20 protein-coding genes are annotated in these 19,139 nt (G+C 53.6%); 7 read left to right on the top strand and 13 right to left on the bottom strand.

Annotated features, from left to right (window positions below; all coding sequences use genetic code 11):
* Window positions 1–12 precede the first annotated feature (12 nt).
* Window positions 13–1,044, bottom strand: coding sequence for an NADP-dependent oxidoreductase (locus tag NP77_RS11790; RefSeq protein WP_003853584.1), 1,032 nt, complete (start codon window positions 1,042–1,044; stop codon window positions 13–15).
* A gap of 319 nt (window positions 1,045–1,363) precedes the next feature.
* On the opposite strand from NP77_RS11790, the gene NP77_RS11785 reads away from it, so the two are divergent.
* Window positions 1,364–1,762: a VOC family protein gene (locus NP77_RS11785; protein ID WP_039660240.1), complete on the top strand. Its 399-nt coding sequence runs from the start codon at window positions 1,364–1,366 to the stop codon at window positions 1,760–1,762.
* Between the two features lie 126 nt (window positions 1,763–1,888).
* Window positions 1,889–2,407, top strand: coding sequence for a hypothetical protein (locus tag NP77_RS11780; RefSeq protein WP_052250642.1), 519 nt, complete (start codon window positions 1,889–1,891; stop codon window positions 2,405–2,407).
* On the opposite strand, the gene NP77_RS11775 is transcribed toward NP77_RS11780, so the two are convergent.
* Window positions 2,400–3,149, bottom strand: coding sequence for a DeoR/GlpR family DNA-binding transcription regulator (locus tag NP77_RS11775; protein WP_039660491.1), 750 nt, complete (start codon window positions 3,147–3,149; stop codon window positions 2,400–2,402). The genes NP77_RS11780 and NP77_RS11775 overlap by 8 nt on opposite strands.
* Before the next feature lie 83 nt (window positions 3,150–3,232).
* On the opposite strand from NP77_RS11775, the gene NP77_RS11770 reads away from it, so the two are divergent.
* Complete coding sequence (locus NP77_RS11770) at window positions 3,233–3,817, top strand: NUDIX domain-containing protein (protein WP_003853592.1); 585 nt, start codon at window positions 3,233–3,235, stop codon at window positions 3,815–3,817.
* A 42-nt stretch (window positions 3,818–3,859) separates the two neighbouring features.
* On the opposite strand, the gene NP77_RS11765 is transcribed toward NP77_RS11770, so the two are convergent.
* Together NP77_RS11765 and NP77_RS11760 are read right to left on the bottom strand one after the other, a co-directional pair.
* The gene (locus NP77_RS11765) at window positions 3,860–4,960 is read right to left on the bottom strand and encodes an NADH:flavin oxidoreductase/NADH oxidase (protein ID WP_003853594.1); all 1,101 of its coding nucleotides are present in this window, start codon (window positions 4,958–4,960) and stop codon (window positions 3,860–3,862) included.
* 249 nt (window positions 4,961–5,209) lie between these two features.
* Window positions 5,210–5,959 (bottom strand): SDR family NAD(P)-dependent oxidoreductase, encoded by a 750-nt coding sequence (locus NP77_RS11760; protein ID WP_039660238.1) that lies wholly within the window; start codon window positions 5,957–5,959, stop codon window positions 5,210–5,212.
* Between the two features lie 147 nt (window positions 5,960–6,106).
* On the opposite strand from NP77_RS11760, the gene NP77_RS11755 reads away from it, so the two are divergent.
* Window positions 6,107–7,024: a LysR family transcriptional regulator gene (locus NP77_RS11755; RefSeq protein ID WP_039660236.1), complete on the top strand. Its 918-nt coding sequence runs from the start codon at window positions 6,107–6,109 to the stop codon at window positions 7,022–7,024.
* A gap of 16 nt (window positions 7,025–7,040) precedes the next feature.
* Here NP77_RS11755 and uraH read toward each other — a convergent pair whose 3' ends face one another.
* Window positions 7,041–7,463, bottom strand: a complete 423-nt coding sequence (uraH, locus tag NP77_RS11750; RefSeq protein WP_008925192.1) for a hydroxyisourate hydrolase — start codon at window positions 7,461–7,463, stop codon at window positions 7,041–7,043.
* A gap of 490 nt (window positions 7,464–7,953) precedes the next feature.
* On the opposite strand from uraH, the gene NP77_RS11745 reads away from it, so the two are divergent.
* Window positions 7,954–8,973 (top strand): alpha/beta hydrolase, encoded by a 1,020-nt coding sequence (locus NP77_RS11745; protein ID WP_039660235.1) that lies wholly within the window; start codon window positions 7,954–7,956, stop codon window positions 8,971–8,973.
* 389 nt (window positions 8,974–9,362) lie between these two features.
* Here NP77_RS11745 and NP77_RS11740 read toward each other — a convergent pair whose 3' ends face one another.
* Window positions 9,363–10,688, bottom strand: coding sequence for a type II toxin-antitoxin system HipA family toxin (locus NP77_RS11740; protein WP_039660233.1), 1,326 nt, complete (start codon window positions 10,686–10,688; stop codon window positions 9,363–9,365).
* Window positions 10,689–10,692: 4 nt separating this feature from the next.
* Window positions 10,693–10,989, bottom strand: coding sequence for a helix-turn-helix transcriptional regulator (locus tag NP77_RS11735; RefSeq protein ID WP_003853607.1), 297 nt, complete (start codon window positions 10,987–10,989; stop codon window positions 10,693–10,695).
* Window positions 10,990–11,297: 308 nt separating this feature from the next.
* Here NP77_RS11735 and NP77_RS11730 point away from each other — a divergent pair, with 308 nt between their 5' ends.
* Window positions 11,298–11,633, top strand: coding sequence for a gamma-glutamylcyclotransferase family protein (locus tag NP77_RS11730; protein ID WP_008925196.1), 336 nt, complete (start codon window positions 11,298–11,300; stop codon window positions 11,631–11,633).
* A 339-nt stretch (window positions 11,634–11,972) separates the two neighbouring features.
* On the opposite strand, the gene NP77_RS11725 is transcribed toward NP77_RS11730, so the two are convergent.
* From NP77_RS11725 to hipB, 5 genes are all read right to left on the bottom strand, one after another.
* Window positions 11,973–14,018, bottom strand: a complete 2,046-nt coding sequence (locus NP77_RS11725) for an FUSC family protein (protein ID WP_039660231.1) — start codon at window positions 14,016–14,018, stop codon at window positions 11,973–11,975.
* A 114-nt stretch (window positions 14,019–14,132) separates the two neighbouring features.
* Complete coding sequence (locus NP77_RS11720) at window positions 14,133–15,515, bottom strand: Xaa-Pro peptidase family protein (RefSeq protein ID WP_039660230.1); 1,383 nt, start codon at window positions 15,513–15,515, stop codon at window positions 14,133–14,135.
* A 302-nt stretch (window positions 15,516–15,817) separates the two neighbouring features.
* Window positions 15,818–16,024: a type II toxin-antitoxin system MqsA family antitoxin gene (locus NP77_RS11715; RefSeq protein WP_003853616.1), complete on the bottom strand. Its 207-nt coding sequence runs from the start codon at window positions 16,022–16,024 to the stop codon at window positions 15,818–15,820.
* Window positions 16,025–16,125: 101 nt separating this feature from the next.
* Window positions 16,126–17,436 (bottom strand): type II toxin-antitoxin system HipA family toxin, encoded by a 1,311-nt coding sequence (locus NP77_RS11710; protein WP_039660229.1) that lies wholly within the window; start codon window positions 17,434–17,436, stop codon window positions 16,126–16,128.
* Window positions 17,436–17,684 (bottom strand): type II toxin-antitoxin system antitoxin HipB, encoded by a 249-nt coding sequence (hipB, locus tag NP77_RS11705; protein WP_008925200.1) that lies wholly within the window; start codon window positions 17,682–17,684, stop codon window positions 17,436–17,438. The genes NP77_RS11710 and hipB overlap by 1 nt, the downstream gene beginning before the upstream one ends.
* Before the next feature lie 176 nt (window positions 17,685–17,860).
* On the opposite strand from hipB, the gene NP77_RS11700 reads away from it, so the two are divergent.
* Window positions 17,861–18,298 carry a GNAT family N-acetyltransferase gene (locus NP77_RS11700; protein WP_039660227.1) on the top strand — a complete coding sequence of 146 codons (438 nt, stop codon included), beginning with the start codon at window positions 17,861–17,863 and terminating at the stop codon, window positions 18,296–18,298.
* Window positions 18,299–18,327: 29 nt separating this feature from the next.
* Here the strand turns inward: NP77_RS11700 and NP77_RS11695 are convergent, their stop codons facing one another.
* Complete coding sequence (locus tag NP77_RS11695; protein WP_039660226.1) at window positions 18,328–19,122, bottom strand: inositol monophosphatase family protein; 795 nt, start codon at window positions 19,120–19,122, stop codon at window positions 18,328–18,330.
* Between the last annotated feature and the right edge of the window lie 17 nt (window positions 19,123–19,139).

The following is a 19,139-nucleotide window of genomic DNA, read 5'->3' as shown; positions in this document are numbered from 1 at the left end:
ACGCTAACGCGATTACTCGCTGACCTTCACCACGGTTTTACCGAAGTTTTTGCCATTCAGCATGTCGATAAACGCCTGTGGTGCATTCTCTAATCCCTCAATCATATGCTCGCGATAGTGGATTTTTTTGCTCTCCACCAGCGGGCTCATTGCTTTGAGGAACTCAGGATAACGGTCACCGTAATCCTGGAAGATGATAAAGCCCTGCATACGGATACGACGCTTAAGGATACCTGCCATGATCAGCGAGGTTCTGTCCGGACCGTCCGGCAGCTCACGCTGGCTGTACGCGGAGACCAGACCACAGACCGGCACGCGTGCCGCGGTGTTCAGCAGCGGGAATACGGCATCAAACACTTTGCCACCGACGTTTTCGAAGTAAATATCGATGCCATCCGGGCAGGCGTTTTTCAGTTGCTCTTCAAAGTCTGCGCTGTGGTGATCGAGGCAGGCATCAAAACCCAGCGTATCGACCGCATAACGGCATTTTTCTTCGCCACCGGCGACACCGACTACGCGGCACCCTTTCTGTTTGCCCAACTGACCGACCGTTGCGCCCACTGGACCGGTTGCGGCGGCAACCACCAGGGTTTCGCCCGCTTTCGGCTGACCGATATCCATCAGACCCATATAGGCGGTAAAGCCAGGCATACCGAGAATGCCCAGCGCCCATGAAGGATGTGGCATATCGTTGTCCAGCTTCGCAATCTCTTTGCCATCGGAAACGGCATATTCCTGCCAGCCGCTCTGCGCCAGCACCCAGTCACCGGTTTTAAAGTTGCTGTTTTTCGATTCTGCAACCTGACAGACGGTGCCGCCCACCATTGGCTCATCCAGCTCTGCGGGCGCAGCGTAGGATTTACCCTCATCCATCCGGCCACGCATGTAGGGGTCAAGCGAGAGGTAGATGGTTTTCAGCAGCACTTCACCCTCTTTGATTTCCGGAACGGGCTGAGCCACATGGCGGAAATTCTCTTTGGTCGGCTCACCGTGAGGGCGTGATGCCAGTAACCAGGCGTGGTTCTGGGTAGCGTGTTCAGTCATATTGTCTTCCTTTTATAGCCAGGCAATGCACAGGACATTGCCGTATGAATACCGGGAAAGTGTAGATGACCGCAGCGGGAATGCATTTAGCGCTGTGAGCGGTAAGGTGATTTTCCGGATAACCGGAACAGGGTGCCGACCGCAGCGGCACGCCGACTGCAGAGCGATTTCAGGGTCAGGACTGCGCGGAAGGGTATTCACATCTTTTTGCAAAAAACGGTGGTTTGATGGAAGTGCCGGGGAAGTGGTTACGCATCCAGCGTCACGGGAAGCTCAGAGGATTGTGATAAATATCAGTGAACTCAACAAGGAGAGAAGCATGACTATCCCGCATCTGCGTATTGCCCGTCCAGTGACTGACCTGACGCAAAGCTGCCAAATCTATTGCCTTGGGCTGGGGTTGCAAAAAATCGGTGAGTTTACTGACCATCAGGGGTTCAGTGGTGTGATGCTGGGCGCTGACGGGCTGGCCTGGCATCTCGAATTCACGCTCTGTCACACGCATCCCGTCCGGCCATCGCCAACGGATGACGATCTGCTGGTGCTCTACATCCCACAACAGCCTGACTGGCTGGCTCGCTGTAACAGCACGGATGAGGCAGGATTTCAGCGGATGCCATCATTTAATCCCTACTGGGATCAACGGGGCGTGACATTTATGGATGGGGATGGTTATCGTGTCGTTATCCAGCAGGCCGCATGGTCGCCCGCACGCTAACTTTATGAAGAACCGGAGCTCACCCTGAACATTCTTTGCTTCCATACCGCCGCCAGTAATATCGCGATCTTTGATGATGCCGCCCGCGTATTGGCTCTCGACATTCCGTCCCTGAATCATCTGGTGATGCCTGCGCTGCTGACTGAGGCGGAGCGAAGCGGCGGGATGACAGTGGAATTACGCCGCCGTATTGCACAGCTGATTGAATCGCTGCTGCCGCAGTTTGATGCGATTCTGATCACCTGTTCGACGCTGGGGCCGGTTGCTGATGATTTCAGTACGCATGCTGGGGTAATGCGCACTGACCGGATGTTAGCGGAGACACTGCGGCATCTTACGGGGCCGACGGTGGCGCTGTGTGCAGCAGAATCGACGCTGGCTGCGACACGGACACTCTTCTGTCATCCAGACAGTCAGATAGAAGTCATGCTGGTGGAAGATGCCTGGGCAGCGTTTAAAGCGGGAGACACAGCTCGCTACTTTGCTCTGATTGCGGCGGCGGCAGAGCAGGCTTATCAGCAGGGCGCGGTTGCCGTTGCCCTGGCACAAAGTTCAATGACACCCGTCGCACAGCAGTTTCCTCCTGCGCAGAGACCGCTGACCGGCCCGTATCTTGCGCTGCAGGCTTGCTGCGATCTCAGATGATCGTCACACCGTGCTGGCTGAGCGCCTTTTTCAGCGCCTCGTCCGGCTCTGTTTCCACTACCAGCGTACTCGCCAGCGACAGATCGCCAATGGCAAATGCCGACGCTGAATTGAGCTTTTCGGCGGACGCCAGTACCACGGTTTCTGCTGCGCGTCCTGCCAGCGCCCGCTTCACCGTCGCTTCTTCAAAATTCCCGGTTGTCAGGCCCGCCGCCGGATGCACACCGGTAACACCCATAAAAAAGAGATCGGCGTTAATGCGGTTTATCGACTCCAGCATGGCTGCGCCTACCGCCACCACCGAATGCTTATAAAGTTGCCCGCCAATCAGTATAACCTCCACGAGTGGGTGATCGGCTAACGCCAGCGCCACGCTGGGACTGTGTGTCACGGCGGTAAAGCTCAGCGTTGTCGGCAACTGTCGTACCAGTTCTGCGCTGGTGGTCCCGCCATCAATCAGCACAATCTGGCCTGGCTGGATCAATGAGGCCGCTTTTCTGGCGATAATCTGTTTAGACGCCGTCTGCACGCTTTTTCGTGTTTCAAAGGTGCCCAGTGCAGCGGATACCGGTAACGCACCGCCATGCACCCGTTGCAGTAATCCTTCCGCCGCCAGTTCACGCAGGTCACGCCGGATAGAGTCTTCGGAGAGACCAAATCGCTGGCTCAGGTCGCGCGACTGAACCTGTTTTTCCTGGGCGAGCAGGGCGAGAATTGTCTGTTTTCGTTGGCTGGATAGCATCATTCCATTCTGCATGTTTTTTCTTGAATTTGCACGATTGTGCATGATAGCGTGTGGGCTGTCCACTTATCCTGGAGAGTATCATGCAGCAGAATCATCCCCGCGTACGCATCATCAACGAGCAGTTGCTGTCAGATAACTGGTATACCCTGAAGAAGTACACCTTCTCGCTACTGCGCAGCGATGGACGCTGGCAGGAGCAGAGCCGTGAAGCCTACGATCGGGGAAACGGCGCGGTGATTCTGCTCTATAACCGTGATAAACGCACAGTCGTGTTGACCCGGCAGTTTCGCTTTCCCATTTTCCTGAACGGGCATGATGGCTTTCTGATTGAAGCGGCAGCTGGTCTGCTGGATAACGCCTCGCCTGAGACGCGTATTGTTGCCGAAGCGGAAGAGGAGACGGGCTTTCGCGTCAGTCGCGTAGAAAAGGTTTTTGAGGCTTTTATGAGCCCCGGTTCAGTGACGGAAAAACTCTACTTCTTTATTGCTGAGTATGACGATCAACAGCGCAGCGGTGAAGGCGGCGGAATAGTGGAAGAGGGCGAAGATATCGAGGTACTGGAGATCGGTTTCGACAAGGCCTTACAGGCGATTGATCAGGGTGAGATTGTGGATGCCAAAACTATCATGCTACTGCAGCATCTGCGGCTGAAAGGCATTTTATAAGAGAGCGGGCAGCCGCCGTTTATGCGGTCTGCCCGTTTAGCATTACTGATCCTGCGTCAGGATGCCTTTGACATCGTGCGGTTCAGAACGCAGATACTGCGGCGGAACCTGCACTTTGCCATCCAATGCGGCGGCGGCGTGCCACGGCCAGCGGGGATCATAGAGAATGCCGCGCGCCAGCGCCACCAGGTCAGCGTCGCCCTGTTGCAGAACACCTTCTGCCTGCTGAGGTTCAGTAATCAGGCCAACAGCAATCACCGGGATTGACACCTGCTCGCGAATATCGCGGGCGAAAGGCACCTGATAATTGGGTCCGACGCTGATTTCCTGTTTTTCCGACAAACCACCACTGGAAACATGAATATAGGCGCAGTTAAGCGCTTCCAGCTCACGTGAGAGGGCGATCGACTGCTTGATTTCCCAGCCGCCTTCCACCCAGTCCGTCGCGGAAATACGCACACCCACCGGAATGGCAGCGGGAACGGCTTCACGGACGGCTTTGAACACCTCAAGCGGGAAACGCAGTCGGTTTTCCAGCGAGCCGCCATATTCATCACTGCGCTGATTCGAGAGCGGTGACAGAAACTGATGCAGCAGATAGCCGTGCGCGGCATGCACTTCAATCAGTTGAATACCCAGGCGCACTGCACGGCGGGCACTCTCAACAAAAGCCTTTTTTACCCGCTGCAGATCGTCAATGCTCATGGCAACCGGTTTAACTTCATCCGCGCTGTAGCTCAGTGCCGACGGGGCTACGGTTTGCCAGCCGCCTGCATCGGGTGCAATCTGCTTACCGCCTTCCCAGGGAACCGCACACGACGCTTTACGTCCCGCATGGCCCAGCTGCATACCAATCGGGATAGAGGAGTAGCGGCGCACATCATCCAGAACTGTTTTTAGTGCGGCTTCATTATCATCATTCCACAAACCGAGATCGCCGGGAGAGATACGGCCAATGTCCTCAACGGCAGTGGCTTCAATAATCATCAGACCGGCGCCGGAAAAGGAGAGCTGGCCAAGATGGATCCGATGCCAGGCGGTCGCATTGCCTGCTTCAGCGGAGTACTGACACATCGGGGCAATCACAATGCGGTTATCCAGCGTAAGTTCGCCGAGCGAGACAGTGGAAAAAAGTTGGCTCATGTTATCTCCATGGTGTTATGACGGACGTGACAGGCAATAACTATAGCGGGGGATTTACCGGACGGGATGACTGCAACGTGACATTTTATGACTGCGTGCCGGACGACGGAGAGATCGCAGCTTTTCCTTCGGGTTATGAAACAGGGAGTGACTGGCTAGCGGTCAGCCAGCCAGCCAGGCTGTGCTGGTCTGGCTGAACCGGGATTTCGGGTTATCACTGTTGTGGCAGCGTTCAGGCTGGCTTAAACCTCAGACCTGTGCCATGCCGCCATCGACAAACAGCTCTGTCGCGTTAATAAAGCTGGCGGCATCAGACGCCAGAAACGCAACGGTACGGGCAACCTCCTGTGGTTCACCCAGACGGCCAAGCGGTATCTGTGCCGCCAGCGCATCAAACAGACCCTGACGCTGCTCTTCACTCACCAGATCACCCAACCCAGGCGTGCGAACCGGGCCAGGACTCACGACATTAACCCGGATGCCGCGATCTTTCAGATCCAGCGCCCACGAACGGGCAAAGTTGCGTACCGCGGCTTTACTGGCACTGTAAACGCTAAAAGCCTCTGTGCCTTGTACACCGGCGGTTGAACCGGTGAGAATCACCGACGCGCCATCAACCAGCAGAGGCAGGGCTTTCTGTACGGTAAACAGTACGCCACGCACGTTGGTGCCAAAAATCCGATCAAAATGCTCTTCAGTAATGGCCCCCAATGGCAGCATGTCGCCGCCACCGGCGTTTGCAAACAGAATGTCCAGCCGTCCGGCCTGGGCTGCGATACGTGCGTAAACCTCGTCAAGATCGTGCAGTTGTGAGGCATCGGCACGGATCCCGCTGGCCGTTCCACCGATTTCAGCAACTGCGGCATCCAGTTCCGGCTGGCGTCGGCCGGTGATAAAAACCTGCGCGCCCTGCGCCGCCAGTTCCCGTGCGGTGGCCAGGCCAATTCCGCTTGTTCCGCCTGTCACCAGGGCAACTTTTCCTGTGAGTGATGTATTCATTAGCGCTTCTCCGGTTAGTGTCATTGACAGTTTTTTTTCGGTCAGTGGTGCTGCCGGGCTGATTGCTACTGTAGGGGAGCGGGATTGACGGATAAATCCGCTAAAATGGAAATGACTGTCCATGTGGGTGGATAATAGGGGGATTGAATGGATCAGCTACTGGCGATAAAAGCGTTTTCACGAGTAGTGGAAAGCGGCAGTTTTACCCGCGCGGCGGACTCGCTGAATATGCCAAAGGCGACGCTGAGCAAGCTGGTCCAGGAGCTGGAAGCACATCTCTCCGTGCGGCTACTGCAACGCACCACCCGGCGCGTGACCGTCACCGCAGAAGGGCAGGAATACTATGAGAAAGCACTGCGTATCCTGCACAATCTCGAGGATATTGATGCCTGTTTTAATGCGCGGCGCAGTAAACCGCGCGGGCAGTTACGCGTTGATATCGGCGGGTCTACCGCACGGGATATTCTTATTCCGCTGCTGCCCGATTTCTTTGCCCGCTATCCGGACATTACGCTGGATCTTGGCGTCTCGGACCGCCCGGCTAATCTGATTAGCGACAGCATTGACTGTGTCATTCGTGGCGGTCCTTTGGCCGATTCCTCACTGGTGGCGCGTCTGATAGGGCACGCCACGCTGATCACCTGCGCGACACCCGCCTATCTCAAAGCATTTGGGATTCCTGCTTACCCTGATGAATTGCGCAACGGGCACCGGCTGGTGAGTTATCTTTCGCCGCAAACCGGCAAACCGTTTCCGCTAAAGTTTGAACGTCAGGGTGAGAAAATAGAGATCACCAGCGCGCATCGCATTGGCGTTAATGAAAGTAATGCACACCTGGCGGCGGGTCTGGCCGGGCTGGGGATCATTCAGACGTTCAGTTATTCACTGTCGTCGATTCTGCGGCAGGGCGATATGGTGGAGATATTGCGCGACTGGCGGCCTGCGGGTTATCCGTTTCATCTGGTTTATCCGCAAAACCGGCACGTAACGCAACGGCTGCGGGTGTTTATCGACTGGCTGGTGGCGTGTTTTCCGGCGCGCGTCGCGGGGGAATCCGGCACCTGAGTGCCGGATTAGCAGATTAGTTGCCGCGATAGGTTGAGTAACCAAACGGGCTCAGCAGTAACGGGATATGGTAGTGCTCGCCACTGGCTTCCATGTTGAATTCAACCGGAATCTCCGGGAAGAAGGTTTTCTGATTGGTTTTTTTGTAGAAGTCACCGGTTTTAAACACCACACGGTAGCTGCCCGCACTGGCCATCTTGTCCTGCGGGAACAGGGCGCTGATACGACCGTTGTTGTCGGTAACGCCGGAGGCCAGTTTTACCCAGTTATCCTGCTGCTTTTGATCCAGCTCGACTTCGATGCCCGCGGTAGGCTGACCGGTTTGCAGATTAAGAACGTGTACGCTCAGCGGATTTTTAGCGGCAGCGGGCTGAGCTGCGATAGCGGACGCGCCAGAGGCCATCAGTAATGTTGCGATCAAAGCGTATGATGTTTTCATCAATGTTTCCTTTATTGATTGGTTGAAGTCGTGTAGCAGTGCAGAGAGAGTAAAGGGCCTGAGACCAAAGCGAAAATCAGCCGCGGTAAATGTGAAATTTCTGAGGGAATTAATCTATTTAGTTACATCATACAAGAGTTGTTTTTTTAATTAATAGTCCGGCATTTATGCGATAAAAGTTGATCAGAGAAAAGTGCCGCCAGGTTGAATTAACCGCGATTGGCAGCCAAAGCAGGGCACCAGGTGTTCAGTGCTGAGCAGAGAGCTGGATCAATTCAGGATTTTTCCGCTTCTGAAATGTCGCGCTCAATGACTGCAATTCGATACAGATAGCTGCAATTTGCCACGTTAACCCCGATGATTTCCAGGAAGACTGGTTCTGCCATTTAAATGGCGCGCTATTTAGTTGTTTACAATGAAGAGGTGCCGTGTCATTGTTCGGCCAACCAGATAGCACACTATTAAATAGCAAGTTAATCGGAGTCCTGTAATGAAAATGAAACTGATCGCCAGTGCATTACTGTTAAGCAGCCAGATAAGTAGCGCGTTTGCTGCGCCAACTGAAAACAGTCCGCAACCGACCGTAGGTGTCGCCGCCTTTCTGAAAGCGCTCAACAGCGGAACGGGTAAACCAATTGAGCAACTCTCTGTCAACGATGCCCGGGCAGTATTGACCGGAGCACAGAAGGGCGCAGAACTGCCGCCGGCACAGATTTCACAGAAGATCATTACTGTACTGGGCAAGTCTCTGACGCTGACCATCGTTAAACCTGAGCACGCCAGCAGCACATTGCCGGTGTTTATGTTCTTCCACGGCGGCGGATGGGTGCTGGGCGATTTTCCAACCCATGAACGTCTGGTTCGTGACATGGTGAATGCATCCGGTGCTGCAGCGGTATTCGTTAACTATCAACCTTCGCCAGAAGCCCATTTCCCGGTGGCAATCACTCAGGCCTATGAAGCCACTAAATGGGTCGCCGACCATGGTGCTGAAATTGGCGTTGACGGAAAACGTCTGGCGCTGGTTGGTAACAGCGTTGGCGGTAACATGGTGGCGGCAGTTGCGTTACAGGCGAAACAGTTTAAAACGCCAGCTATCCGTTATGATGTGATGCTATGGCCGGTTACCGATGCGCGTTTCGACACGCCGTCATATGAGCAGTTTGCTGACGGACATTTCCTGACGAAGAACATGATGAAGTGGTTCTGGGATAATTACACGACGTCGGAAAAAGATCGTAATAACATTCTGGCATCGCCGTTGCGCGCCAGCACTGAACAGCTGAAGGGGTTACCGCCAACGCTGATTCAGACTGCAGAGCTGGATGTATTACGGGATGAAGGTGAAGCATTCGGTCGTAAGCTGGATGCAGCAGGCGTGCCGGTGACCGTTACACGGTACAATGGCATGATTCATGACTTCGGTTTGCTGAACGCCTTGAGCCAGGAACCGACAGTCAGAACAGCCATTGACCAGGCGGGTGAAGCACTGCGTTCGCATCTGAAATAATCTGATGACAAACCCCGGACTGCATCGTTGTTCGGGGTTTTCAGGCGATCTGTTTGAAGGCATCACTATGAAGGTGCAGGGCAGTGGCAGTAACGTAACAGCAGGTCGGAAGTACAGTAATGAATGACGCAGTATCACAGTGATAAGTGCACTGTTAATCTCTTATTTAACATAATATACATTATGCGCTCTTTGGTCATGTGTCTGTCTTATCCTGTTTTCCACCTTTCCCAGGGAATCTCTGCGGATGCCTGATGATTCTGTCTGACAATGAATCTCTCCGTCTTTTCATCATTCAGGCTGTAATCGATAAACATCTGCGTTGCCGTGTTGCACCTCTCAGCCTGTTCTCTTCTGACACTGTGTTCAGTGGGAAATTTTAATCGGCGCTAATTTCCGGCCAGACGCCTGCATTGCTGCGTTATGCCATCAAACACGCGTTCTGCCAGTTCTGACGGGAACTGATCTGGCAGTTGAGCGCGAACACGCTCGATGACGTCCGGTGCGTCAGAAATTATTTCATCCATCATCATCTCAACCTGCTTTTTACTCAGGCCGGTCTGCTCACCGTGGTTAATCCAGTGCCGTCTTTGTATTCTGTAGAGTTTGTAATAGTTGCTGCTGCCGCGAGCGGCCATCGCCAGTTTGCATTTTTGCCAGGCTATCTGATTATTGCCATTTCCGATGACCGGCCATGCCGATAAAACATCATAAAGTGGCGTAAGGCAATAATGCCCCTGAGGCCCTATCGCAATACTGAAATTTTTAGCATGGCCATCTGTGGCCGCCAGTACCCAGAAAATTATCTGTGCTTTAAAGAAATGCAATCTGTCCTGTTCTGCGTGATCTGAATGACTCAGAATCTCCATAATTTCAGAGATACCTGGCCCGCCGTCGGCTTGATATTTGCGTAATGGTGACATCCCCGCAGCCTGACACATATCTTCCTGAGGTAAACGAATGATCCAACGCTGATCACCTGACCATTTGCGGTCAAAACGTTCAACCACCAGGACTTTCTGATCTTCGAATTGAGCGATTTCTGTTCTTGCGACCGGGATGCCGAATTGTTCAAGTAGCAGCGAACAGAGCCATTCGTTTTCCACGGATGTACTCATATCAGCTTTCATATTGCCGACCAGGCCAAGCGGTAACTTGAAAATATGCGTCGTTGGCGTATTCCCTTCAGGCCTGCACCACCGATCGTCATGCCATAATAACGCTGTTTTTTCCTGCGCACCGGCAATGGACAGCCGTAAGTCGCCTGTATCACTCTGTCTGCCGGGTAATGACGCCGCCGTGGTATTTCGCAATGTCATTGCGATCTCTGATTCAGAGAGCGGCCGATATTTTACGCAATATAAATCCGTGGGTTCATCGCCCTCTTTCAGTAACTGTATCGCGCCTACGCAATCTTTTCCCAGCTCGGTCAACAGGTCAAAAGGGTCGAGACTTTCTGCCTGATACCGCATAGCCAGACGCCTGCGAATCCCTTCACTGTCTGGTAATAAATTATCAAAATAGTCACGTACCACATTTCCGCGCCAGATTTGATCGCCGGGGGTAAAAGGCAAAGAGAGCGATAACGGTCTTCCTTGCGCGTCGGCACTCCATTCAGGAAGATATTGCAGCGTGTCTTCTCCTTTGCTTTTGTTCCAGAATCCAACCTGAATACCGTTCATCCATATCACTAAACGCTGCTGTCTCCGGCTCATAGCGTCACCATTTCTCCCGTCTCGCAGGTGAATTTTCTAACGTCCCCTTTTCTTCTGTCGGCTTTCCTGCGGATGAGCTTATTCCCGAAGAGAGAGTCATCTCCACGCCCAGCAGTGTGAAGATTTTGAAGAGGCGTTCAATGCTGGCTCTGGCCGGGTTGGCTTCCAGACGCGCATAAGTCTGCTGAGTGACGCCTAATCGTTCAGACAGATCTTTTTGCGTCAGTCCATTTGCTTTGCGAAAACCAATAAGCAAAGGACGCAACTGGCTGAGTGTTTTTATCGGATAGACATTTTTCATCTTGCGCTGACCGCTTTAACAGGTGATACAGCCTGTACGCTGTTTAATCAAAATACACTCTAAAAGCTGTTAAAGCAATATAACAGCTTAAAAGCTGTAATTTGCTAATACAGCCTTCAGGCTGTTAACGACGGCTTTCCTGTTTTAAATGTGTGCTCCAGGACCGGGATTCGGGCACCAGCTGTAGAATTTTTGTGCTCCGCAGGCGCTGCTACGTCAATTCTGAATAACTGGCGTGACGTCAGGGCTGCAGAATTTATCACAACGCGTTAAAGTAACCGGCTTTGAGTCTGGAAAAATGAGGAAAAATGGAACGCTTATTTGTCTATGGCACGCTCTGTCCGGGCCGCGAGAATGCCCATATTCTTGAAAACATTGGCGGCGAATGGCTGGCCGGCTCGGTAAACGGCACCTTCTATGAGCGTGGCTGGGGTGCAGCGGCTGATTTTCCTGGCATTGTTCTGGATGAACATGGCCCCGCTGTACCAGGATACTTGTTTATCTCTGAGCAGCTGGATGCGCACTGGCCAATGCTGGATGCGTTTGAAGATGGCTATGATCGCGTCGAAGTTCGCGTAACTGCCGGGGATAACCAGTATTACACTGCGTGGATTTATCAGTTACAGCCACAGGTAAACAGCTAATTCTCTCAGCCTGTAATGCGCCAGGCGCACCCTGCTCTTATTGCGAGTTTCAGCCGCTGCGTGATGCGAATTTGACGAATCCTCAAATGACGGCAACAGTGTCAGGCGGGCATGAAAAAGTATGCAACACACTGATTTTAAATGGGTATAATGTCCGCTTTACTCAGCAATCCACCCCAGCGTTTTCCCATTATCCCGGCTCGTTTTACTGTAAGACATGACAAACAGGCACCCTGTCTGACATCTTTTTTAAATTAAGATCTAATGTATGATGTAACTAAAAGGTATTCTCTTTACTACACTTCAATCCCGGTTCGAAACACCACCAGCCAGCCCCTGTTACTCCGGCCAGCGCTGATGGGGAAAAAGTGATACCCGAATATTAAAAAGATGGATTAATGGCGCGACAGCTGCACTCTCCTCGCGGGCAATTTTCTCTATCCGCAACAGTAACAGATCCAGTTCATCCAGCAGATCCTGATGCGGTGATAATTGCAGTGACTTCATTTTGCGTTTCAGATAAAGCGCCAGCTCGTGAAACATCTGACCGCTATCAATCCGATGGCTCTCCAGCACTTCCCTGTATCGTGCGTAAAAGTCATAACAGTTAGCACCCAGCCAGGTTTCGGTAATCAGATACCCACCCACCACGATATCCGGCACAGGATCGAGACGCTTACGCGGCAAAATAATGTTCACCCTGTCGAGCATTCGGGCAATAAATTGTTGCCGTGACAGCAGCGTGGCGGAATTACGTTCCACCATTTTGATAAATCCTAACAGGTCGCGCAGTCCCCGTTGCACCGCTCTTCTGGCAATCCAGGAGGGCCGCTTATTGCGGATCAACGCCGTCAGCACCACAGCAAACATAATCCCCACCATTGAGGAGATGGCCGCGTTCAGCGTGACGATCAGGTTTGGCACATAGTGATGGCTTAAGCCGATAAAGCCGGGGATCTGAATAGCGACACTCAGCCCCACCATATTGGTTGCCGGATTAGCGATCACCAGACTTAGCAGCATCAGGCCAGGCAGCAGACAGATCATCAACGCCTGTAAGGTATTGGCCTGTGGAATCAGGAACGCGATATAAAACAGGCTGACCACCAGTGCAATCACCACCCCTTTCACGAAGAGCTTCATCGGCGTCACCGGGGAATCAACACCCGCGAAAAAAGAGCTGATAATCGCCGCCATCAAAGGCGCATTCGCCCCATCGGCCCAGCCGCTGCCAATCCAGAACAGGCTGGAGAGAAAGGTGGCCAGAAAAGCGGTCAGCGCGGACAACCGCAGCAGGCCTTTATCAATATGACGATGTTCCCGGATATTGCGGATCGCCGCCCCATCCCCGTGGCTGTAGAGATCCCCGGCTCGCGCGCTGACATTTTCATAGGCATCGGCAATACGTACAAAGTTAGCCAGCCGCTCCAGCAGACCAATCAGCAGCAGACTCTCTTCAGTTAGCAGACGCCCTGCCCGCCATTCCTCTTCCAGCGTCGCCTGACTGGAGGCAATCGCCTCACGCAGTCCGGCAATATCGTTAATACGGTCATGATGCAGCCACAACAGAAATTCCTGAAACACGTCGGTGACGCACGGCGGAAAACGAATGTTCAGTTCGGCCAGTACGCCCAGCCGTGACTCAATCGCGGTCAGCGTCGGCAGCAGATAACTCAGATGCTGATACTGCACGCTGACCAGACGGATGACATTACGCGCCGCTTCGTCCTCATAAACACAGTGTGTCAGCAATGTTTCAACATTCAGCGGATAGCCCGCCATCTGAATCAGGATATCTTCCCGCTCCAGCGATTTGTTCTTCGCCATCCCGCTGATCAGTTCATCACAGAGTTTGCGCGCGTTGAGAAACCAGTGATTAACGCTCTGCCCCAGCAGATGGTGCATCGAAACCGGAAATACCAGCCGGTGAACCAGCGTACTGCAGAGGATACCCAGCGTAATCTCCTCAATACGTGAAATGACGGTATTAATAATCGCAGACGGCGTATCCACATCAGGAAAGCCCATTATCGCCGCACTGTAACCCGCCAGCATAAAGACATAACTCTTCGGCGTGCGGTCATGCAGAGAAAGATAAAGGCAAACCGTTACCCACAGTGACACACAAAGACTGAACAATACGGGTGACTGCACGGTTTCAGGATAGATCAGCAGAATGAAGATGCCGCCCAGCAGCGTGCCCATCAGACGAAACAGTGATTTCGAGACGGTCGATGCCGCATAAAGCTGTGACGTGACAAAAACGGTGGTCAGCGCCCAGGCGGGTTTTTCGAAGTTAAGAAAGAGTGCGACAGAGAGTGCGATAAACGCGGCAAGAGAGGTTTTGCAGGCAAACAAAACCGCGTTTTTGGTAAACCATTTCATCGAATGAGAGCAACCAGGAACTTTCTGAGGCGCGTATCCTGACAGATGCGCCTCTGTTTTACTCTCAGTTAAATTTTACAAATTATTACCGGCCTCCTCAGGCCGGGTAATCGTCTACTGACGCACCAGCGCGCGGCGCTTATCCAGTAAAAAAGGGCGTAAATACCCTACCGTATTTGAGAGCAAAATCACCTCCTCCGGCAACCGGATCCTCAGCACCTCCGCCAGGTAGGTTTTGCGCTGCGTCATACGCTGCCAGACATCCGGATAAGCGCGCGCCAGCTCATCACGCAATGCCGCATCTGCCAGCCCGACCGTATCCTCAATACTGCAGCCTCCGTAACCCGATACCGACGGAATGATATCAATCTGCAGCAGCATACCGCTCTTCAGTGTCACGGCAGAGTCGGGATAGACAGGTGAGCTTAACCACTCTTCGTCAGCCACCAGATGCCCCGGATTCAGATGCCAGCCATACTCTGCTTTGGGCAACACGCTCTCAATAAGTGAATAGAGTTCGCCGCCGGTCATACCGATGTGCAGATGTTCCAGCCAGCTGACCACCGCATGATAATAGGGGATCGCCAGACGGGTTAACCAGTCCGAAACGTTACACTGTAACTCAGAAGCCTCACTGACTACATAAGCGGAACGACTTGTCAGCCCGCCTTTATAGCCGGTAGTAAGAGAAAGCTTATCGCCAGTGACTAACTGTTTATCCGATGGATATAGCCGGGCATGCGCAAAACGATCGCCGGTTGCCGCAATCGTCACCACCGTATTAGGCTGACCTTCTGCGTTAAGCTGTGCGCCTAACGCCTTCTCCGTGTTGCCTGGCTCTACGCTATCCAGCGCAGCCAGCATGGCGGTTGACGCAAGATTTGCCCCAGCCTCATAAAACGCCACTTCATCGGCGCAATTCACGCAGCGCGCACCGTTATCCGGCGAAATAAACAGCCCGGTCGCGTTAACCAGCAGCGCATCACTGCCCGTCGCCTGCGCCGCTGCAGCGTAAACGAACTGCGGCAAATCACACATTCCTTGTTGCCTGCCGGTAAACAACTTCCAGCCCACCAGCCCGGTGCGTTCTCCCGCGACAATCCCGGCCTCATTTAACAGCTGATCCAGTGGCTGCTCACCGCGCATCGGCTGATTAGGCAACGAAAAGAGCGGCGCATGCAGACAGCGCCCCGGATTGCGGGCAAAAGGCACCAGCTTTAGATTCTCATTACCCATGATATAAGTGAGAGCGCCCTGCTGATTCACCACCAGCAGCGCCTCCTCGAAGCGAGGAATGAATCCCGCCAGATACTCAAAATTGCTGCCGTGCTCTTTGTCGGCATAGATAATCAGCTGTGCAATCTTCTGCTCCTGCATGCGCTGAATAATAGCGGCCAGACGACGATGCAGCGTTTCATCAGACAACACAGGACTGGCGACACCGGGAAACACCGGCGGTGAAGCAATGACTTCCAGGGCATAGCGATTGGCATCCATAACGCACTCCAGTGTCCGCATTGACAGAGTCAGGTTCCCGTTCCCGGGGTAAACCTAATGTTTCTCCTGTAGGGTGCAACCATCACACAACTTACTCGTTGCGTGTTATCAAAAGATGGACATTCCCTTATAACGATTTGCCTGCCTTGTGCAGGCTTTTTTATGGGTGATTCGTCGCAGGAGACATTATTCGCTGTGACCGGCGACAAAAATGGTCAGCGACGCAGGACCCAATAAGAGTGAGCCGATCAGAAGAGTACATAAAGCGATAAGCAGAGCCCGCTTTACGCGGGCTCCTGATATTATTTGATGGGAACGCCGGCATTCTCCAGCGCTTCAGCCTTTTCGGGATACTGCTCTGCCGTGCCGGCATTCATGATCACAGCCCCGCAACGGATGCAGTGATCGCCCTTCACATCGTGCACAACATCATCCGGATTACCGGTATTGAGACTGACATCACGCGTGGCGTAAACAAACGCCTCTCCTTCACATCCCGGACACTTCATACCCATACTCCTTTGTTATGCCTGTCAGATAAGCATAGCTGACCCGCTTTTAACGAGACATGGGCAGACTGGCTTTTCAGCATAGTGCCAGCTCCGTGCCCTCACTCTCCATGCCGTAACCGCTCCAGCATAATCAATGCATGGCTGAAAATGGCGTCGGCGATATGCTGAGGAAAGTCGGGCGGCAACGCATCACGCACCAAAACGATTGCCTGGGGAAGCGCTTTAATGAAGAAGTCAAAGATCTGCTGCAGGCTGTCACGATCAAAACTCACCTGCTTCGCCGTGGCGATAAAATGGCGCGGGTAAATTTTGTCGATCTCCGTCCTCTTCTCCTGAGTGGCACCCAGCCCCATCGCCAGTGTCAGCGTTTGCGTGTTCATGCCGGAACCCGACTGCACCGGGTACGCGGAGATCACATCATAAAAAGGGGTCAGACGGTAACTGCCGCCGCGCTCAATAAACAGTGAGAAATTCCTGGCGTGACCGTCGGTGGCACCAATCAGCCACTGAAATACCTGGAACATCATAAAGCGATAGCGATCTTCAATGGCGTGACGTGATCCCATCAGTATCTGCATGATCTCTGCGATGCCCGGCCCGCCATCCGATTCATATTGGGTTGACGAGGTCAGTCCCAGCGCCTGACAGAAATCCTCCTGTGGCAGGCGAATCAGCCGGGTTTTGTCACGTGACCAGCGGCGATCAAAGCGCTCAACGGCGAGGGCGCGCATCTTTCCGGCCCGGATAATGGTCGCCTGCGGCACATTGATACCGAGTGCGCGGGCCAGCGTCAGACAAAGATACTCATTCTCTACGCTTTCACGCATATCCAGCGTAGCGGTCGGCTGTTTAATCTCACCGACTGGCAGCTTAATGATGTGTGAGGCAGACGTGCCCCCGGCAGGAATGCTCCAGCCTTCCTGCGTCAGCAGCAGCGCGGTTTTCTCCTGTGCACCCGCAACTGAGAGGCGGAAATCGGGCTCCTCATGCACCATTCCCAGCGGAATATCGTACCTGGCCGAGAGTACGCTTTCGAGCCGGGCTTCATCCAGCACCTCATAACGAGCCTGCACGGCAGGCAATGGCCTGTCGGGCGGCAACAACATAATTGCTCCGACGGTGTCACGTCCCACCTCCTGCAGTAAATCAAAGGGCTCACAGGATTGAGTCTGGTAACGCGCTGCGATTCTCTCACGAATCAGTGGGCTGTCCGGCAGCAGGTTATCGAAGAAGTTAATCACAGCGTGTGATGTGATCGCCTTAACCTGCAATGGCATTGAGAGTGACAGCGGCCGGGAGAGCGGATTACTCAGCCAGCCAGTATCATACTGAAACGCATGGGTGCCGTTTCGCTGCCGTGTCAGTACACCCACCCGTTCGCCGTTCATCCACGCAATCAGCCTTTGCATTACCACTCATCCTCATCATGCAAATGAGTCGCCGTGACCCCCTCTTTTTCCTGAACGGCCAGACTCACTTCCAGCGCCTGTAACAGCTTAAACAGCGTGGCCAGTGAGGTGCTGTCAGGCGCATTTTCAAAATGAGAAATGGTAGCCTGTTTCAGGCCGACCTTTTTTGCCAGCTCACTCTGCGTCCAGCCATTGCGCTGGCGGATAAACTTGAGCTGGTTTGCCAGCTGTATCGGGCTGTATATCATGGGGTGACTCCTTAAGGATCACAGGCTGTCAGCATAACGCAGATGCATTATCCTTTACAGGGGATAAAAAGAGATTATACCCGCAAAGGGATAATTTGCTTATTATACCCTGCAGAGGATAAACGCTAAAATATCCCTTTAAGGGGATAAAAACACACAGATAGAAGAGACACAGAATGCACACATTTACCCTTACCTATCAGGAAAACGATAATGATCGGGACGCGTTGCTGGCAGGATTAGGCGCTTACAACCGGCAGTTTATCAGCCGCGAGAACTGGGGCCCGCTGTCGGTTTATCATAAAGATGCAGAAGGCGTGTTGCGCGGTGGAGTCATCGCCTCGCGCAAAGGCAACTGGCTCTGCATTGATTTTCTCTGGGTGGACGAAACTGTGCGTGGCAGTGGTCTGGGTCGCGCGCTGATGGAAGCCGCGGAACAGGAGGCGGCTAAGAGGGGATGTCTCTTTGCGCTGGTGGATACCTTCAGCTTTCAGGCTCTGCCGTTTTATCAGAAGCAGGGGTATCAGCAGCAGATGTCCCTGCCCGACTTTCCAGAAACCGGCATGCAGCGTCACTATCTGACGAAAACGCTCAGGGTAATAGACTCATGCTGACCACCATTAAAGCAGTCAGCGTGACAGGGTCACAAACCCGCAATGCGCTTAAGGTCTGCTTCGGCGCCGGGAGCAACGGCCAGAACCTGCGCCCCTTTGATGATGCGGTCGCCTTCGGTATTGAACGGGTGGTACCAGCCGCCCGCCTCTTTCACCAGACAGTAACCCGCCAGGCAATCCCAGGCGTGCATATAGGGTTCGTAATATCCCACAACCCGACCGGCGGCGACCCACGCCAGCATCAGCGCGCCCGAACCAATGCGGATAAAGTTACCGCCCGCCGACAGCAGCGCCGCCACAATCTCGCCAACCTGCTGCGGACTGACATAACTGTTAGCGCCAAAGCCGGTAACATGGTTTTGCAGTGTGCGGGTGGGATCAACCTGCAGACGACGACCGTTCAGCGTCGCGCCCTGCCCCAGTGCCGCCACATAGCACTCCTCATAAGTGGGTGCGAAAATCACACCGATAACCGGCACATCGCCACGCAGCACTGCCACCGAAACGCACCAGCTCGGCATCCCATTGAGAAACGGGCTGGTGCCATCGATCGGATCAACCACCCAGGTGTAGTCAGAGTGTCCCGCCTGCAGCCCCGACTCCTCACCCAGAAAGCCATCATCGGGAAACGCATCCTTTATGCGGCTGGCGATCAACTGCTCTACTTCACGGTCGGCAATTGACACCACATCCTGCAAATCGTACTTGGTCTCTACCACCAGCGTGTCGCGACGGTTAAACCAGCCTAGCGCGGTCGCGCCACCTTCGCGGGCCACAGCCTCCGCTAAAGCCAGTCGCGCCATTATTTCATCATGCGATGCCATGCTATCTCCTCGGGTTA

It is taken from the genome of Pantoea sp. MBLJ3 (genome assembly GCF_000816655.1).
In the GTDB taxonomy this organism is placed as follows: Bacteria; Pseudomonadota; Gammaproteobacteria; order Enterobacterales; family Enterobacteriaceae; genus Pantoea; species Pantoea eucalypti.
This window is presented reverse-complemented; position numbering and strand designations above follow the sequence as displayed.

Bases quoted from the DNA above. Each gene is read 5' to 3' on its own strand.
- NP77_RS11700 (WP_039660227.1), top strand. From the start codon at position 17,861: ATGCACACATTTACCCTTACCTATCAGGAAAACGATAATGATCGGGAC.
- NP77_RS11725 (WP_039660231.1), bottom strand. From the start codon at position 14,018: ATGAAATGGTTTACCAAAAACGCGGTTTTGTTTGCCTGCAAAACCTCT.
- NP77_RS11710 (WP_039660229.1), bottom strand. From the start codon at position 17,436: ATGCAAAGGCTGATTGCGTGGATGAACGGCGAACGGGTGGGTGTACTG.
- NP77_RS11765 (WP_003853594.1), bottom strand. From the start codon at position 4,960: ATGAGCCAACTTTTTTCCACTGTCTCGCTCGGCGAACTTACGCTGGAT.
- NP77_RS11695 (WP_039660226.1), bottom strand. From the start codon at position 19,122: ATGGCATCGCATGATGAAATAATGGCGCGACTGGCTTTAGCGGAGGCT.
- NP77_RS11775 (WP_039660491.1), bottom strand. From the start codon at position 3,149: ATGCTATCCAGCCAACGAAAACAGACAATTCTCGCCCTGCTCGCCCAG.
- NP77_RS11790 (WP_003853584.1), bottom strand. From the start codon at position 1,044: ATGACTGAACACGCTACCCAGAACCACGCCTGGTTACTGGCATCACGC.
- NP77_RS11730 (WP_008925196.1), top strand. From the start codon at position 11,298: ATGGAACGCTTATTTGTCTATGGCACGCTCTGTCCGGGCCGCGAGAAT.
- NP77_RS11780 (WP_052250642.1), top strand. From the start codon at position 1,889: ATGCCTGCGCTGCTGACTGAGGCGGAGCGAAGCGGCGGGATGACAGTG.
- NP77_RS11760 (WP_039660238.1), bottom strand. From the start codon at position 5,959: ATGAATACATCACTCACAGGAAAAGTTGCCCTGGTGACAGGCGGAACA.
- NP77_RS11745 (WP_039660235.1), top strand. From the start codon at position 7,954: ATGAAAATGAAACTGATCGCCAGTGCATTACTGTTAAGCAGCCAGATA.
- uraH (WP_008925192.1), bottom strand. From the start codon at position 7,463: ATGAAAACATCATACGCTTTGATCGCAACATTACTGATGGCCTCTGGC.
- NP77_RS11785 (WP_039660240.1), top strand. From the start codon at position 1,364: ATGACTATCCCGCATCTGCGTATTGCCCGTCCAGTGACTGACCTGACG.
- hipB (WP_008925200.1), bottom strand. From the start codon at position 17,684: ATGATATACAGCCCGATACAGCTGGCAAACCAGCTCAAGTTTATCCGC.
- NP77_RS11755 (WP_039660236.1), top strand. From the start codon at position 6,107: ATGGATCAGCTACTGGCGATAAAAGCGTTTTCACGAGTAGTGGAAAGC.
- NP77_RS11735 (WP_003853607.1), bottom strand. From the start codon at position 10,989: ATGAAAAATGTCTATCCGATAAAAACACTCAGCCAGTTGCGTCCTTTG.
- NP77_RS11740 (WP_039660233.1), bottom strand. From the start codon at position 10,688: ATGAGCCGGAGACAGCAGCGTTTAGTGATATGGATGAACGGTATTCAG.
- NP77_RS11715 (WP_003853616.1), bottom strand. From the start codon at position 16,024: ATGAAGTGTCCGGGATGTGAAGGAGAGGCGTTTGTTTACGCCACGCGT.
- NP77_RS11770 (WP_003853592.1), top strand. From the start codon at position 3,233: ATGCAGCAGAATCATCCCCGCGTACGCATCATCAACGAGCAGTTGCTG.
- NP77_RS11720 (WP_039660230.1), bottom strand. From the start codon at position 15,515: ATGGATGCCAATCGCTATGCCCTGGAAGTCATTGCTTCACCGCCGGTG.